General features: G+C 61.6%; 13 protein-coding genes. 9 read left to right on the top strand and 4 right to left on the bottom strand.

All coding sequences use genetic code 11. The features are described from left to right. The first annotated feature begins 7 nt into the window (after window positions 1–7). From L4X63_RS12980 to L4X63_RS12960, 5 genes are all read left to right on the top strand, one after another. Window positions 8–1081 (top strand): mannose-1-phosphate guanylyltransferase, encoded by a 1074-nt coding sequence (locus L4X63_RS12980; protein WP_250679064.1) that lies wholly within the window; start codon window positions 8–10, stop codon window positions 1079–1081. Window positions 1082–1180: 99 nt separating this feature from the next. Further along, window positions 1181–2920, top strand: coding sequence for an aldehyde ferredoxin oxidoreductase family protein (locus L4X63_RS12975; RefSeq protein ID WP_250679063.1), 1740 nt, complete (start codon window positions 1181–1183; stop codon window positions 2918–2920). A 31-nt stretch (window positions 2921–2951) separates the two neighbouring features. Continuing rightward, a complete protein-coding gene (locus tag L4X63_RS12970) occupies window positions 2952–4121 on the top strand; it encodes a class II aldolase/adducin family protein (RefSeq protein WP_250679062.1) in 1170 nt (389 codons plus the stop codon). 231 nt (window positions 4122–4352) lie between these two features. Continuing rightward, on the top strand, window positions 4353–4730 hold the full coding sequence (locus L4X63_RS12965) for a hypothetical protein (RefSeq protein WP_250679061.1): 378 nt from the start codon (window positions 4353–4355) through the stop codon (window positions 4728–4730). A gap of 698 nt (window positions 4731–5428) precedes the next feature. After that, window positions 5429–5746: a hypothetical protein gene (locus L4X63_RS12960; RefSeq protein WP_250679060.1), complete on the top strand. Its 318-nt coding sequence runs from the start codon at window positions 5429–5431 to the stop codon at window positions 5744–5746. A 569-nt stretch (window positions 5747–6315) separates the two neighbouring features. On the opposite strand, the gene L4X63_RS12955 is transcribed toward L4X63_RS12960, so the two are convergent. Beyond that, the gene (locus tag L4X63_RS12955; protein ID WP_250679059.1) at window positions 6316–7806 is read right to left on the bottom strand and encodes an oligosaccharide flippase family protein; all 1491 of its coding nucleotides are present in this window, start codon (window positions 7804–7806) and stop codon (window positions 6316–6318) included. 407 nt (window positions 7807–8213) lie between these two features. On the opposite strand from L4X63_RS12955, the gene murJ reads away from it, so the two are divergent. Beyond that, window positions 8214–9788: a murein biosynthesis integral membrane protein MurJ gene (gene murJ / locus L4X63_RS12950; RefSeq protein WP_250679058.1), complete on the top strand. Its 1575-nt coding sequence runs from the start codon at window positions 8214–8216 to the stop codon at window positions 9786–9788. Window positions 9789–9971: 183 nt separating this feature from the next. Beyond that, the gene (locus tag L4X63_RS12945; RefSeq protein ID WP_250679057.1) at window positions 9972–10541 is read left to right on the top strand and encodes a methylated-DNA--[protein]-cysteine S-methyltransferase; all 570 of its coding nucleotides are present in this window, start codon (window positions 9972–9974) and stop codon (window positions 10539–10541) included. Between the two features lie 249 nt (window positions 10542–10790). Here the strand turns inward: L4X63_RS12945 and mazG are convergent, their stop codons facing one another. From mazG to tgt, 3 genes are all read right to left on the bottom strand, one after another. Continuing rightward, window positions 10791–11582, bottom strand: a complete 792-nt coding sequence (mazG, locus tag L4X63_RS12940; protein WP_250679056.1) for a nucleoside triphosphate pyrophosphohydrolase — start codon at window positions 11580–11582, stop codon at window positions 10791–10793. A 152-nt stretch (window positions 11583–11734) separates the two neighbouring features. Beyond that, window positions 11735–12088, bottom strand: coding sequence for a c-type cytochrome (locus L4X63_RS12935; protein ID WP_250679055.1), 354 nt, complete (start codon window positions 12086–12088; stop codon window positions 11735–11737). 19 nt (window positions 12089–12107) lie between these two features. Beyond that, window positions 12108–13214, bottom strand: coding sequence for a tRNA guanosine(34) transglycosylase Tgt (gene tgt / locus L4X63_RS12930; protein WP_250679054.1), 1107 nt, complete (start codon window positions 13212–13214; stop codon window positions 12108–12110). A 437-nt stretch (window positions 13215–13651) separates the two neighbouring features. On the opposite strand from tgt, the gene L4X63_RS12925 reads away from it, so the two are divergent. Continuing rightward, window positions 13652–14308: a succinate dehydrogenase cytochrome b subunit gene (locus L4X63_RS12925; protein WP_250679053.1), complete on the top strand. Its 657-nt coding sequence runs from the start codon at window positions 13652–13654 to the stop codon at window positions 14306–14308. A gap of 10 nt (window positions 14309–14318) precedes the next feature. Next, window positions 14319–16232, top strand: a complete 1914-nt coding sequence (locus L4X63_RS12920) for a fumarate reductase/succinate dehydrogenase flavoprotein subunit (RefSeq protein ID WP_250679052.1) — start codon at window positions 14319–14321, stop codon at window positions 16230–16232. The last annotated feature ends 22 nt before the right edge of the window (window positions 16233–16254 follow it).

Below are 16254 nucleotides of genomic sequence, written 5' to 3'. Positions count from 1 at the left end.
GGGCAACATGTATATCGTCATCCTTGCCGGCGGATCCGGCACCAGGTTTTGGCCCTTGTCCCGCAAGAGCACCCCGAAACAGCTGATGTCGGTGTTCGGCGGGAAGTCGATGCTGCAGCGGACCGTAGAGCGCGTGCTCCCGATGAATCCCAAGCGGATCATGGTGGTCACCAACGTGTTGCAGGCGGCCGAGACCAGGAAGCAGCTCGAGTACATAACGGGAGTCCCGGTCGACGTCATCGAGGAGCCGGTGGGACGCAATACCGCCCCCGCCATCGGCCTTGCCGCCTCCCTCATTGCCCGCTTCGACCCCGACGGGATCATGGCGGTGCTCCCGGCCGACCACTACATCCTCGATGAGGAAGTCTTCCGCGGCACCCTCGTCCAGGCCCGCTCCGTCGCCGAGAGCGGTACCCTGGTCACCCTCGGCATCACCCCCACCAGGCCGGAGACCGGCTACGGGTATATCGAGGCCGAGGGGAAGGGAGAAGGGCGCGCCATCGCCGTGCGCCGCTTTGTCGAGAAGCCGAACCTGGAGCGGGCCATGGAGTTTCTCGCCACCGGCCGCTTCTTCTGGAACAGCGGGATGTTCGTCTGGGGGGCCTGCACCATCCTCGACCAGATCGGCGCCTTCATGCCCGAGCTCTGCGCCGCACTCGCCAAGCTCACCTTCGGCGAGGAGGTCTGGGAGATCTCCGACCTTAAGCCGCAGATCGAAGCCATCTATGCGGGGATCAAGGGAGAATCGATCGACTTCGGCGTGATGGAAAAGGCGGAAGACGTCCAGGTGATTCCCGCCTCTTTCGGCTGGAGCGATGTCGGTTCCTGGAGTGCGCTCCCCGAAGTCATGGAGGGGGATGCCGAAGGGCACGTGGTCATCAACTCCCACGGCTCGGTCTCCATCGGCTCCGAAGGTTGTCTGGCCAGCGGCAACGGCAAGCTGGTCGCCTTCGTGGGGGTCAAGGATCTCATCCTGGTCGACACCCCCGACGCCATCATGGTCTGCTCCAAGTCCGCCGCCCAGGATGTGAAGAAAGTAGTAGAGGAGCTGGAAAAGCGCGGCGAGACCGGGTACCTCTAGCAACGTTTCGTCCCCGGTCCGGAGAGTATACCCTCGCCCCATTTAAATCCTCCCTCCCCCCTCCCTCGCGAGGGAAGCCTTAACCAGTAGGGAATCGTTATGTACGGTTGGACCGGAAAAATCCTGCGGGTCGACTTGACCACCGGGCAGTGTCATCGCGAGCAGATCCCCGTCGATCTGCTGCACGCCTACCTCGGTGGCCGCGGCCTCGGGGTGCGCCTGATGCGTGATCGGTTCCGCCTCGATCCGATGGACCCGGAGATGCCGCTCATCTTCGCGGTGGGCCCCCTCTGCGGGACTTCCTCGCCTACCGCCGCCCGCATGGCCTGCGTCTCCCGCTCCCCTTTGACTGGCACCATCTACGACTGCTCCGCGGGGGGACGGTTCGCCTGGCGCATGAAAGGGTGCGGGCTCGACGCCATCTTCATCACCGGCAAGAGCAAGGAGCCCGTCTACCTCTCGGTGTACGGCGACCTCGCCTCCCTCTGCCCGGCGGGCGAGCTCTGGGGAAAGGGGATCAAGGAGACGGTCCTTCTTCTGCAGGGTAAGGGAAGTGTCGCCGCCGTCGGCCCGGCCGGCGAGAACGGCGTCCTCTTCGCCAACATCATGATGGGGGAGGGGAACTCCATCGGCCGCGGCGGTCTCGGCGCCGTCATGGGGGGAAAGGGGCTGAAGGCGATCACGGTCAACGGCACCGCTCCCGTCGCTATCTCGGCCCCTGAACGGTTCAACGAGGCCCGCAACGATGTCATGCGCCTGTTCCGTGCCTCGCCGGTCATCTTCGGCGAGCTGGGAATCGCCGAGTACGGCACTCCCGCCCTGGTCGACCTGATGGCCCAGCGCCGGATGGCGCCCACCAACAACTTCCAGTCCACCTATTTCGCCGATTCCGGAAACTACTCCGGCCCCGCGATCCGCAAGGAATTCCACGCCAAGAAGGACGGGTGCTACGGCTGCCCGATCCAGTGCAAGAAGAGCACCCCCGACCACGAGCCGCTTCCCGAGTACGAGACCGTCAACCATTTCGGCGCTCTTAACGGGATCTCCGATCTCCACTCGATCGTCCGCGCCAACTCGCTTTGCAACGAGCTCGGGATGGACACCATTTCGGCCGCCGCCACCCTGTCCGCCTTCGGCGAGGAACGGGGGAGGTTCCCCGCCGTCGAGGAGGTCCCCGGGCTTCTCTACGACATCGCCTTCCGGCGGGCCGAAGGGCTCCTGTTGAGCCTCGGGTCGCGGAAGTTCGCCGAGCAGCGGCACCGCCCCGAGCTCTCCATGACGGTGAAGTCCCTGGAGCTTCCCGCCTACGATCCGCGCGGCGCCTACGGGATGGCGCTCGCCTACGCGACCTCCAACCGCGGCGGGTGCCACTTGAGGGCCTATCCCATCTCGCACGAGATCCTGAGAAAACCGGTCCCCACCGACCGTTTCTCCTTCTCCGGAAAGGCCCGCATCATCAAGATCGCCGAGGACGTGAACGCCGCCGTCGACTCACTGGTCGCCTGCAAGTTCGCCTTCTTCGGCGCCACCCTCGAGGAGTACGGCGAGCTTCTCTCGGCGGTGACCGGCGTTGAGTACGGACCGGAAGTGCTGAAGACCATCGGCGAACGCATCTACCTCACCGAGCGCTTCTACAACTGCGAGAACGGCTTCAGCCTGGCCGACGACCAGCTCCCCGGGCGCTTCTTCACCGAGCCGGGCACCTCCGGGGACGGGATCGACGTCCCCCCCATCGACCGCGAGCGGTTCGAAGAGGAGCTGCAGAAGTACTACCGCATCCGCGGCCTCAACGAAGACGGCACCTTCGCCGACCCCTCCTTCCTGGAGCGCCAACCGTGATTGCCGTACGAAACGGACATGAAGCTTTGACATGAAAGATCAGATCGCCAAATATACCTCCAAGCTCGTCTCCGACCGCTCCGCCATGCCGGAGCGGATCGCCATCGCCGCGCAGGACGACGTCCTTCTCACCGCGGGGGCCGACGACCTTGCCGCCCTGGCCGGGGCTATCCTATCCAAGCTCAACTCGCTGGCCTTGGTGGTCGCGCGCCCGTCGCTTCCCTTCGCCGAGTTCCTGATTGGCCGGGCATCGGCAGACGAATCCTGCATCCTCCCCCAGGACACCGAGACAAGGACCTTCCTGCACGATATCCCGTTCCTGCGCCGCGAGGAACTCGCCGCCGATCCCTCCGCCCAGATCGCCCGCCTTTTGGGAAGCCGCAAGGGGGTCATCGTGGAAGGGGTGGGGATCGTGGCGGTAGGCGCCATCACCGTCGAACAGGCCTACATCAACTATTCCTCCGTTTTCCATTCCACCTTCGTGAAGTACCTCCAGGACCTGCTGGCGGAAGGATTCCGGCTTCCCGGCGAACAGGAGTCCTTTGACAGCTTCCGAAACGAGTGGCTGCGTCCGCTTTCCGCCGAGGGGCTGGAGTTCCGCGAGGAGCTTTCCGGCCATCGGGACGACATCCTGAACGAGATCGAGCGGGTAGGGCGCTACACCGTGGAACGGGGGCTGGTCGATTCCTTCTTCGGCAACATTTCGGTGCAGGCAGGCGGGGTCATCTACATCTCCCAGACCGCTGCGAGCCTCGACGAGCTGGCCGGCTGCATCGATCCCGTTCCCACCGGCAACACCTCCACCACCGGCATCACCGCCTCCAGCGAACTGCTGGCCCACCGCAAGATCTTCGAAGAGACCGGTGCCACCGTCATCCTCCACGGGCATCCGAAGTTCGCCGTCATCATGAGCATGCTCTGCGAGACCAGCGGCTGCACCATCACCGACTGCTGGAAGGATTGCCCCCACGTCCGCACTCTCGGCGGCACTCCCGTGGTAGCCGGGGAGATCGGTGCCGGCGGCCTCGCCAAGCGCGTCCCCCCGGTCATCGGCCGCACCGGGAGCGCCATCGTCTACGGCCACGGCGTCTTCACCATCGGCGAAGGTTTCCGCGACGCCTTCGCCGCCATGGTCGACGTGGAAAACTTCTGCCGTTCCGAATTCTTCCGCAGGCTCGACTTCCCCGCCCCCATCAGCTAAACCGCTCTGCACTCAGCAACCAACGCTCCCCGGAGAGCCCTGCAGCGTTTGGATTTTCAACAACTCCCCCGTGCGGTGCCAATCTGAAAGCCAACAGGATCGGTTGCTCATGAAGGAGTCTTCCGTGTCAAACTTATTTAAAATCAGGTAGTTGTAAAAGAGGCCCTTCGGGATACGATTAGGGAGATCGACGCGAGGCAGTCAAATCCAACTTGGGTAAGAGGAGGCAGTATGCGTCTTAAACGCAGTTTGCCCAAACGGCCTGGTGAACTGCTGGGGCTAGGCCAGAGGTACCTGAAGGCTTTAGGCTCCCTGGCGCTTTTTCAGACCCGGTCAGGTAAGGTTCCGTCCGTGGAACAGTTGAGCGCGCTTCTCATCCTCTTTCAGTCCCTGATAGATTCGGCCATGAACGGCGACCGAGTCCAGAAGGCTCTGCGTGACAAAGCGCAGAAGGAACTGGAGGCGATGCTGAAGCGGATCATCCACTATCTGGAAGCTGTCGCCGATGACGATGATCTGTTGGTTTTGCAGCAGGCGGGTGTCGAGTTGTGCCGGTCTACCTGGAGGAAAGCCGCCAAGCCCGTCATAGTTGAGCCCGTTCCAACGTAGCAGGCGTAACGGCGTGAGAAGGGGCCCATTGATCTGGCTTGCGCGTCGATCTCGGACTCTTCTCGCCGATCTGATGGCTGTCTTTTGCGGCCCCGGTGGGATATCCCCCGGGGTCTATTTGGGTTCAGGTAAAAGCGATGATCGTACCGCCCCCCCCTCGTACCCACCGAAACTTCCGCCGAAACCGTTTCTCCCCACCTTGGTTTCGTCAGAGCCATAGTTGATTCCGACCACCTCCTCGTCGATACCGACCGGCCCAAGCTCGATACCGACTGCGCCATCGTCGATACCGACCGCACCGTTGATGGTACCGGTCAGTCACGGCTCGCTACCGACTGGACCCTTGGGCCGACTGACCGCACGCTTGGCTGATACCGACCTGAACCATCCATCGGTTCCGACTGGACCGAGATCGATAACGAGCCCACCCTTGGTCGCTACCGGCTGGGCCCTTGGCCGACACCGAACGGACCTTGGCCGACACCGAACAGACCTTGGCCGCTACCGACGGTACCCTTGGCCGCTACCGACGGTACCCTTGGCCGGTACCGACGGTACCCTTGGCCGGTATCGCCGACTGCTGGTCTATACCGGCCAGCCCCTTGGTCGAACCGGGGGGGCCTGGGTCGATACCGACCGGCCGTTCGTCGATACCGACGGTGCCCTTGGTTCAGGCCTTTTAGCCCGCCGGGAGGATCTTGATCAGACCCTCGGTCGGTACCGACCGCTCCTTCAAAAAAATCGAGCAGCCCACACCGATCGACATCTTCTTGGGGAACGGGTGGGGCGGAGGACATCACGGGCACCCTTCCTTCGTAAATGATCGAGAACTGATTGAGCGGGTTCGTCTTAACACGGCGGGGGAAAAAATGGTGGCGATCATCCCTATTGAAGATCTGGAACTTCTTGAGGCAATCGAGGATCGTCTGGACGTTGAGGCTGCCAAGGCTGCGCTGGCTGAATCTGACGAGCGGGTGTCGTACCATGACCTGCGGCGAGAACACGGGCTTGAATGACCTTCAAAAACAAGCGCCGCATCCGAAGATGCGGCCCCAGGTTGTCGATACTGTGCCTAATTTTGATTAATAGCTGCCGCTCCCAGTCCCGGACGGTGCAGGGGTGATGTTATAGTTTCCGGTCCCGGATGGTGCGGGGGCAATGTAGTAGTACCCGCCTGACGGTACGGTGGCTCCCGGTGCAGGCGCGTTGTAGCATGGAGTGGTGCTGTTCCCCACATTGCCGCCGGCACCGCCCTCCGTCCCGCTTTCCATATGCCGGGTAGTCGTATCGGAGCTGTTATATTGGTCGGCCCCCACCCTGGACGGGCTCACGGTTGATCCACGTTCGACTGAAAGCCCTTGACCGGGGGCGGCACTCGGAAGGTCAGATTCTGTGCCGTAGCGATTGCTGCTCGACGCAAACACCAGCCCTGAGAAGGTGAGGGAAATGAGACAACTGAGGATACTTGCCAGGACTTTTCTCATGTTTTACCTCCAGGCGTGTTATTTACTACCTTGGATGTACCCGACTCATTATAGCAGTGATCGTGCCAGGGAAGCACCTAAAACGCCTGGTGGCTGACCTGTTAACCCTTCCTCACCAGCAGCTGCCAAAGATTCTCCCGGTACAAAACCACTCCCACAAATAGCGCGAAAAGAGCGTTGTTGGCGGCCAGCATCGCCACCCCTCCATGGAACGGCCATAGCTTGGTAACCAAGAAGAGGACCATCGCGAAGGCGAAGTAGCAGCCGATCTTGCCGGTCTCGTAGTCGATGTGGTAGTACTTCTGCCCCCAGAAGTAGGAGAGGAGCATCATCAGGAAATAGCAGATGAAGGTCGCCCAGGCCGCCCCGGCGTACCCCATCCGCGGAATGAGCACGATGTTGGACGCGATGGTGACGATCGCGCCGAAGATGGTGACGTAGGCCCCGTACCTGGTCTTGTTGTTCAGCTTGTACCAGATCGACAGGTTGAAGATGACGCCCAGGAACAGGTTCGCCAGCAGCAGGATCGGGACGATGCCGATCCCGGGATAGAACTTCCTGCCGATGAAATGCTTGATGATGTCGATGTTCAGCATGACGCCTAGGAAGATGGCGAGCCCGAAAAGGACGAAGTAGGTCATCACCTTGCTGAAGGTCTCGCGCGATCCCTGCTCCTTGGCGTGGCCGAAGAAGAACGGTTCGGCGGCGTAGCGGAAGGTCTGGATGAACAGCGTCATCAGGATGGAGACCTTGTAGTTCGCGCCGTAGATGCCGATCTGCGCCATCACGTACTTGGCCGCATCACCCGCTCCTGCCGGTACCACGATCAGGAACCTGAGCAGGATCCGGTCGAGCGTCTCGTTCACCATCCCGGCAAGCCCGGCCAGAAGCAGCGGCAGGGTGTACCCTAACATCTCCTTGAAGAGCTGGCGGTCGAACCCGAACTTGGCCGCGATCACGTCGCGGTACAGGATCAGCAGCGTCACGGCACTGGCGATCATGTTCGACAGGAAGACGTAGCCCACCCCGCCACCGGGATGATAGAGCACGGACGGCAGCTGGTAGCCGTGCCGCACCAGGTACGGGCAAAGCAGCAGGAAGAAGAAGTTGCAGACGATGTTGATCATGATGTTGACGAGCTTCAGCGTCGCGAACTTCATGGCGTGGTGCTGCTGCCTCAGCCTGGCGAAGGGGATGGAGGCGATGGCGTCGAGCCCCACGATCAGCACGAAGTAGACGATGTACTCCGGGTGATTGTTGTAGTGGAGTCTGTCGGAGATAAACGAGGAGCCGGCGATGCCGAGGGCGATGAAGACGAGGTTGACGGCGATGACCGGCAGCAGCGAGGTCGAGTAGACCTTTTCGCTCTCGTGATCGCTCTCGGAGAAGCGGAAGAAGGTGGTCTCCATGCCGAAGGTGCAGAGGATCATCAGGAAGCTCGCATAGGCGTAGAGCTCGGTGACGATGCCGTACTCCTGCGGCAGGAAGATGCGCGTATAGAGCGGGACCAGGAAGTAATTGATGAGGCGGCCGACGATGCTGCTCAAGCCGTAGATGGCGGTCTGCTTGGCGAGTCTTTTCAGTGGATTCATGATGCCTTTTTCCGGGTGTGAATGCCGTCGGACCCGCGGCTGACGCGGGTGAACGGTGCAGAATATCACCACGGGGTGCCGGCTGTCAAAGTCATAGCGGCGGGAGAGCGCCGCGCCGCGGTTGCAATCCCCCCTGTCCCCCCTTCGCAACGGTTCTTCGGGAAACTTCGGTGAAGCTCAAAGTCCCCCTTTGCAAAAGGGGGATTTAGGGGGATTTTCCCTGTTGCCAACGTCACAAATCCCCCCTGTCCCCCCTTTTTCAAAGGGGGGGACCTGCTATCCGTGAACCTTCGCAACGGGGGGGGCGGATTTCCCACGTCGGCACTGCGTTTGCCGTTGGGGTTGGCAATTTCGGGCTCTCTGTGGTAGATTCCCCGGCTTGTAGCTTGTTGCCGATCGGGGGGCTAGTGTCGGAAAAGAAAAACATCGCGCGGGCCGCCGGGGTAATCGGTGCGGCTACCATGCTCTCCCGCATCATGGGAATGGTGCGCGATATGGTCGTCTCCCGCCTGTTCGGCGCCGGGTTCTACACGGACGCCTTCTTCGCTGCCTTCCAGATCCCCAACATGCTCCGGCGCTTCTTCGCCGAGGGGGCGCTGACTTCCGCCTTCGTCCCCACCTTCTCCGAGTGGTACACGAATAAGGGGGAGGAGGAGGCCCGGGCGCTCGCCAACGTCTGCTTTACCGTCCTCACCATGGTGATGGCCGTCCTCACCGCCGTCGGCATCGTCTTCGCTCCGCAAATCGTACACGCCATGTTCCCGGGGTTCGCGAGCAATCCGGAGAAGCTGAGGATAACCATCCTCCTCAACCGGCTCATGTTCCCGTATATCTTCTTCGTGAGCCTGGTGGCGCTCTGCATGGGGATCCTCAACACGGTCCGCCATTTCTTCACCCCCGCCATCTCCACGGTCTTCCTTAACATCTCGATGATCACGGCGGCGCTGGTGCTGCACACCCGCTTCGACGTCCCCATCGTCTCCCTCGCCGTCGGCGTCCTCATCGGCGGCGTCGTGCAGCTTTTGCTGCAGCTCCCGGTCCTTTACCGGAAGGGGTTCCCGATCCGTCCGAACTTCAACTACCGGCACCCGGCGGTGAAGAGGATCGCCCTGCTGATGGGCCCCTCGGTCTTCGGCGTCGGCGTCTACTACCTCAACATCGCGGTCGGCGCGATCATCGCCTCCATGCTTCCCGAGGGGAGCGTCTCCTACCTCTATTACGCGCAACGGCTCTTCGAATTCCCCCAGGGGATCTTCACCGTTTCCGTCGCCCAGGCCGTTCTCCCCTCCATGAGCCGGCAGGCCGCGGCGGGCGACATGGATGCGCTCAAGGAATCCCTCAACTACGGCGTCCGGCTCACCCTGTTCATCACCATCCCGGCCATGGCCGGCCTGATGTTCTGCGCGACGCCGGTCTTTTCCCTGCTCTTCATGGGAGGCGCCTTCGATTACCAGAAGGCCCTGAACTGCGGCGTCGCGCTGCTCTATTACTCGCTCGGTCTGAGCTTCGTCGCCCTCGTCCGGGTGCTGGTTCCCGCCTTCTACGCGCTGAAGGATACCAGGACCCCGGTGATAACTGCCCTGGCCGCCTTCGTGTTGAACCTCCTCTTCAGCCTGGCCTTGATGGGGCCGATGAAGCACGGCGGGCTCGCGCTGGCCTCGTCGCTCTCGGCCTTGGGGAACATGCTCCTGCTTCTCTGGTTCCTCAGGAGGAAGGTCGGGCACTTCGGCGGGCGCGCCATCATCCTTTCGGCAGTGAAGGGGATCGCCGCCACCGTTCCCATGGCTCTTGCCGTCCGCTGGATCGTGGGCCTCATCGACTGGTCGCATACCGGCGGGCGGTTGTTGAAGGCCGGGGTGCTCGGGGGCGCCGTCGTGACCGGCATCGGGATCTTCCTCGCCATTGCCCACCTGCTTGCGTGCGAGGAGGCCCGGGACGTGCTGGGGCTCGCGCGCAAGAAACTGCTGAGAACCGCTGCCTGACTCCACGATTCCGCGGGTTTACCCGACAACTTTCCTTCCGTTGCCTCCCTCAAATGAAGTATAATGGTGTGGATAGACCGAAACCCTTTAGGTGAGAGGATGGCCGAAGGCCGGGTGCGCAAAGGTTTCGATCTGGGCCAGATCACGGAAGATCGGAACGATCTCAGAAGAGAGGAAAACGAGATGACAGTAAGCAAGCTGGTAACTTCATATTCTATATACAGGACTGCGGCGGGATTCGGTGTGCTGGCGGCGAGCGAGAGCGGGCTGGTGGACCACCGGCTGCCGTTCGGTACCTCAACGGTAGAGGAGGCACGAGCCTGGGCGGCGGAATGCTATCCTTTCGCCACGGGCGAGAGTGCTCTCACCCGGACCGGCGTGAAGCTTCTCGAGGCATACTTCGCGGGCGAGCCGGTTAGTTTCGACTTGCCGCTCGATCTCGGCGGCTTCACGAGCTTTCAGAAAGAGGTCTACCACCGGGTCTTCGGGATCGGGTACGGCAAGGTGATGAGCTACGGAGAAGTGGCGGCCGCCTGCGGCTCCCCGAAGGGGGCACGGGCCATCGGAGGAGCGATGGCCAGGAACCGTCTGCCGGTTATCATTCCCTGCCACCGGGTGCTCGCCGGCAACGGTCAGCTCACCGGGTTCACCGCTCCGGGAGGGGTTGCCTCCAAGAAAGATCTTCTGGTAATGGAGGGGGCGGATTTTAACGCGCGGGGCGCTTTGAAACCGCTGTTTTCAGGCAGGTTATAAACAGTTTTTCCACTGGCCCCTTTGCCTCATTGGTCTGCGTTAATTGTTTACGCGCCTGCGGAGGGGCCGGTGGGAGACGTGAGGTGTAAGTTGTTGAAAATACATAAGATAAATTGCGTGGCCAATAATTATGCAGAACGTGGAAAGTGCTTAAAAAGCGGAAGTTTCTCTATTTCTCAACATGGTTATCCACACCTTTTCAACAGAAGGTGTGGATAAGAATTTGGTACCGGGAAAATATTAGTTTTTTCAGTCTTTTTCCAGCCTCTTCGCCTCTTCCCACAAGACATCCATCTCCTCCAGCGTCGAATTCTGCATCGCCTTCCCCTGGGCGTGGAGGCTCTCTTCGACGTGGCCGAAGCGCTTGGTGAACCGGGCGATGGTCTTCCTCAAGGCCTCCTCGGGATCCACGGAAACGAAGCGCCCAAGGTTGACGATGGCGAAGAGGAGATCTCCCAGCTCGGCTTCCATCTCCTGCTGGTCCCCTGACAGCATCGCTTCTTCGAATTCGTGCAGTTCCTCCATCACCTTGGCATACACCTGGTCGGTGTGTTCCCAGTCAAAGCCCACCCGTGCGGCCTTCTCGGTGATCTTCTGCGCCTTCATCAGCGCCGGAAGCTCGGGAGGGATGCCCGACAGGGCCGATTTCCTCTCCACCCCTTTTTCCTGCTTCTTGATCTTCTCCCAGTTGGCCACCTGGGCCTCGCTGCTCTCGATTACCTCCTCGCCGAAAACGTGGGGATGGCGGCGGACCAGCTTGTCGTTGATGGCGTCCAGCACCTCGTCCATCGTGAAAGCGCCGTTTTCCTCGGCGATGGCGGCGTGGAAGACCGGCTGGAGGAGGAGGTCGCCGAGCTCTTCCTTCAAAAGCGCGGTGTCGCCGTTGTCGATCGCCTCGATCACCTCGTAGGCTTCTTCGATGAGGTAGCGCTTCAAGGAGGTGTGGGTCTGCTCGGCGTCCCAGGGGCATCCCCCCGGTGCGCGCAGCTTGCGCATGATCTCCATCAGGCGGTCGAATCTCAGCTGGGTGGTCGTTTCCATGGCGGGCTCCAAAGGCAAAATAAAAGTTCCCTCCCCCCATGAGGGGGAGGGCCAGGGTGGGGGGGAGGCCGGGCGCCGGCACTCCGTGGCAACCTACCCCACCCCCTTGCCCCCTCCCTCAAGGGGAGGGGAGGGGGGAGGGGAGCGGAAGGCTACTTTAATCCTAGAAGGTAGTCGGTCAGGAGGTCGATCTGTTTTGCGGTCAGGCGGTCGCCGGGGGGCATGACGGTGCCGGGGAAAATCCTGGCCGGTTCCTTGATCACGGTGAGGAGGTAGTCGCGGTCGCGGGTGGCGCCGATCTTGGAGAGGTCGGGACCGGCGGTTCCTCCCTGGTCCCCCGCCTTGTGACAGTCCCGGCAGCGTTCGTTGAAGATCTCCTCGCCGGTCTGCTCGTGCTCGCGCACCTGGGGAGGGGCTTCCGGCGCCTTCTCCTCGCGCTTCGAACAGCCGCTTGCCGCCAGCGCCACCAGGGCGGCCAGCAGTATGGCTCGCGATAGCCGCTTCATCGGGTCGTCGATCCCACCCCTACTTCCCCTTAAGATAGGAGGCGAGGAAGTTCTCCTTGTACTCCTTGAACTTCCCGTCCTCGATGGCGCGCCTGATCTCGGCCATCATGTTGAGGTAGAAATGGACGTTGTGGATGCTGGCCAGGATGGCGGAAAGCACCTCGTTGGCGGTGAAGAGATGGTGCAGGTAGGCACGGGTGAAGTTTCTGCAGGTGTAGCAGTCGCAGTTGGGCTCTATGGGATAGAAGTCGCGGCGGTAGTTCTTGTTGGTGAGCCGGATCCTGCCGCGGTTGGTGAAGAGGGTGGCGCTGCGGGCGTAGCGGGTCGGTATCACGCAGTCGAACATGTCGACGCCGCGCTCGACGCTCTCCAGGATGTCCTCGGGAAGCCCGACTCCCATGAGGTAACGGGGCTTATCCTCGGGGAGGTGGGGTGCGGTGTAGCCCACCACCTGCTTCAAGAGCTCGAGCCCTTCGCCGACCGATACGCCGCCGATGGCGTAGCCGGGGAAATCCATCTTCACGAGCTCTTTAGCGCAGCGCTTCCTCAGGTCCTCGAAGACGCTTCCCTGCACGATGCCGAACAGGTACTGGTCCTTCCTGGTATGGGCCTCCTTGCACTGCTTGGCCCAGCGCAGGGTCTTCTCGGTGGAGCGCTCCGCGTAGGACTTGTCGCAAGGGTAGGGGATGCACTCGTCGAAGTTCATGATGATGTCGGCCCCGAGCGCCTCCTGGATCCCGATGGCGCGGGCCGGGTCGAGGAAGATCTCCTCGCCGGTGTCCTCGTGTTTGAAGAAGACCCCCTCCTCGGTGATCCGCTTCTTGGGGAGCGAGAAGACCTGGAACCCGCCGGAGTCGGTCAGGATCGGGCCGTCCCACCCCATGAAGCGGTGCAGTCCCCCGGCCTTTTCGACCAGCGCCTCGCCTGGGTGCAGGTGGAGATGGTAGGTGTTGGAGAGGATGATCTGGGCGCCGGTCTCCTGGACCTGGAGCGGGGTCATCGCCTTCATGGCGGCGTGGGTCGCCACCGGCATGAAGATGGGGGTCTGGATCTCGCCGTGGGGGGTGTACACGGTGCCGCGGCGGGCCTGGGTCTTAGCGTCCTTCTTGAGCAGTCTGAATATCATGAACCTTCCGTCTGTGCAGGGTAAATTTTTGCCATTGCCACCGACTTTCTTAACAGAGGAAGGCATAAAATGCAACCGCCACGGCCCCTCCGCTATTTCAGAACGGTGTTACAGGTGCCGGCGGGGGAGGTATGGTTCAGGGGGGTACATTAAATGTGTACTGTATACAAAAAACAGTTGCATTTTGCTATAACGGCATTTAATATGCGCCGAGTATCGGTCTCCGGTTCATATGCACAATCGCGCTCAACATGGTGTTGAATTCATAAGTGAATAAGGAGAGATATGGCATGCAGGCATTGAGCCCCTGGCGGGCCCCCCCACCCAGTTAGAGCGGAACGGCGAGTCCTCGAGGACCGCAGGTTTTGCCACTGCATAGCAAGGCAAACCGAAGACTCAAACCCACTCGATTCACAAAACGCAAAGGGACCAAAAACATGCGAATACTTACTAGCACCGTAGGTAGAAAGATCCTGATGTCGATCACGGGCCAGTTGCTGATCCTGTTCGTACTGATCCACATGATCGGCAACACCACCATTTTCTTCGGCGCGCTCAATGCGTATGCCGAACACCTCCACAGCCTTCCGCCGCTGGTCTGGATCTTCCGCCTGGTGATGCTGTCGGCCATTGCCGTCCACATCTGCTACGGCGTCCAGGTCACCCTGGAGAACAAGGCTGCCAACCCCGGCGCCTATGCCGTGAAGAAGCAGCTCAAGGCCAACTTCGCCTCCGAGAACATGATCTGGACCGGTCTGCTCTTGGCCCTGTTCATCCTCTACCACCTGGCCCAGTTCACCATGCACCTCACCCCGGACGTGGTGGTCGGTCTCGACGCCATCAACCGCCCGGACGTCTTCAAGATGGTCTCCACCAGCTTCGCCAACGCCGGCATCGCCGTCGTCTACTTCTTCGCGATGATCATGCTGTTCCTGCACCTCTCCCACGGTATCCCGAGCTTCCTGCAGACCATGGGTTGGAACAACGACAAGACCATCCCGGTCTTCGGCACCGGCGGCAAGGTCGTTTCTGCCTTCCTGATGCTGGTTTACATTTCGATTCCTGCCGCCATTCTTGTCGGCGCACTGAAATAGGGGGTTTCAAGTGATACTCGACGGAAAATGTCCGAAAGGACCGATTCAGACCTCGTGGGACAGGCATCGCTTCGACCTGAAGCTGGTCAACCCCGCCAACAAGCGTAAATACAAGATCATCATGGTCGGTACCGGCCTGGCCGGTGGCGCCGGCGCCGCTTCCTTGGGCGAGCTCGGCTACAACGTGGAAGCCTTCTGCTACCAGGATTCCGCCCGCCGCGCCCACTCCATCGCCGCTCAGGGCGGTATCAACGCCGCTAAGAACTACCCGAACGACGGCGACTCCATCTACCGTCTGTTCTACGACACCATCAAGGGTGGCGACTTCCGCGCCCGTGAGGCAGACGTCTGGCGTCTGGCCCAGGTGTCCAACAACATCATCGACCAGTGCGTTGCCCAGGGCGTTCCGTTCGCCCGCGACTACGCCGGCTACCTGGACAACCGCTCCTTCGGCGGCGCCCAGGTTTCCCGTACCTTCTTCGCCAGGGGGCAGACGGGTCAGCAGCTGCTGCTCGGCGCCTACTCCGCTCTTTCCCGCCAGGTGAACGCCGGGACCGTCAAGATGTTCCCGCGCTGCGAGATGCTCGACCTGGTCGTGGTCGACGGCGAGGCTAAAGGGATCACCGTCCGTGACCTGATCACCGGCGAGGTTCGCGTTCACACCGCCGACGCCGTGGTGCTCGCCACCGGCGGCTACGTCAACGTCTTCTACCTCTCCACCAACGCCATGGGTTGCTCGGTCACCGCCGCCTGGAAGGCCCACAAGAAGGGCGCCTTCTTCGCCAACCCCTGCTACACCCAGATCCACCCGACCTGCATCCCGCAGTCCGGCGATCACCAGTCCAAGCTGACCCTCATGTCGGAGTCGCTCCGTAACGACGGCCGCTGCTGGGCTCCCAAGAAGAAAGGTGACAACCGCCACCCGAACGACATCCCGGAAGAAGAACGCGACTACTACCTGGAGAGGAAATACCCCTCCTTCGGTAACCTCGCTCCGCGTGACATCGCCTCCCGCGCCGCCAAAGAGCAGTGCGACGACGGCCGTGGCGTCGGACCGGGCGGCCGCGGTGTCAACCTCGACTTCTCCGCCGCCATCAAGCGCGTGGGCGAGAACACCATCCGCGAGCGTTACGGCAACCTCTTCGAGATGTACGAGAAGATCACCGACGAGAACGCCTACAAGCAGCCGATGCGTATGTACCCGGCTCCGCACTACTCCATGGGCGGCCTCTGGGTCGACTACAACTGCGAGAGCAACGTCCCGGGGCTCTTCGTCCTGGGCGAGGCCAACTTCTCGGTCCACGGCGCTAACCGCCTGGGCGCTTCCGCACTCATGCAGGGGCTGGCCGACGGCTACTTCGTGATTCCCTACACCATCGCGAACTACCTCGCCAAGACCAAGCCGGGTGCGGTCACTGCCGACCATCCGGAGTGCAAGAAGTCCGTCGAGGACGTGCTGGCCAACCAGAAGAAGCTCCTCTCCATCAATGGGAAGAAGACCGTCTCCGAGTTCCACCGCGAGCTGGGCAAGATCATGTGGGAGGACGTCGGTATGGCCAGGAGCGAGGAGACCCTCAAGGACGCCCTCAAGAAGATCCCGGTCCTCAGGGAAGAGTTCTGGAAGAATGTCAAGGTCACCGGTTCCGGTGCCGAGCTCAACCAGCAGCTCGAGAACGCCGGCCGCGTCGCCGACTTCCTCGAGTTCGGCGAGCTCATGACCCGCGACGCCCTCCACAGGAACGAGTCCTGCGGCGGCCACTTCCGCGTCGAGCACCAGATGCCGGACGGCGAGGCCAAGCGTGACGACGAAAACTACTGCTACGTGGGCGCCTGGGAGTTCAAAGGCGTCGACAAAGAACCCGAACTGCACAAGGAGCCGTTGACGTTCGAGAACGTCCATCTGGCGGTAAGGAGTTACAAATAATGAGCCATCACGACAGCCATGG

Source organism: Geomonas sp. Red32 (assembly GCF_023652955.1).
In the GTDB taxonomy this organism is placed as follows: domain Bacteria; phylum Desulfobacterota; class Desulfuromonadia; order Geobacterales; family Geobacteraceae; genus Geomonas.
This window is presented reverse-complemented; position numbering and strand designations above follow the sequence as displayed.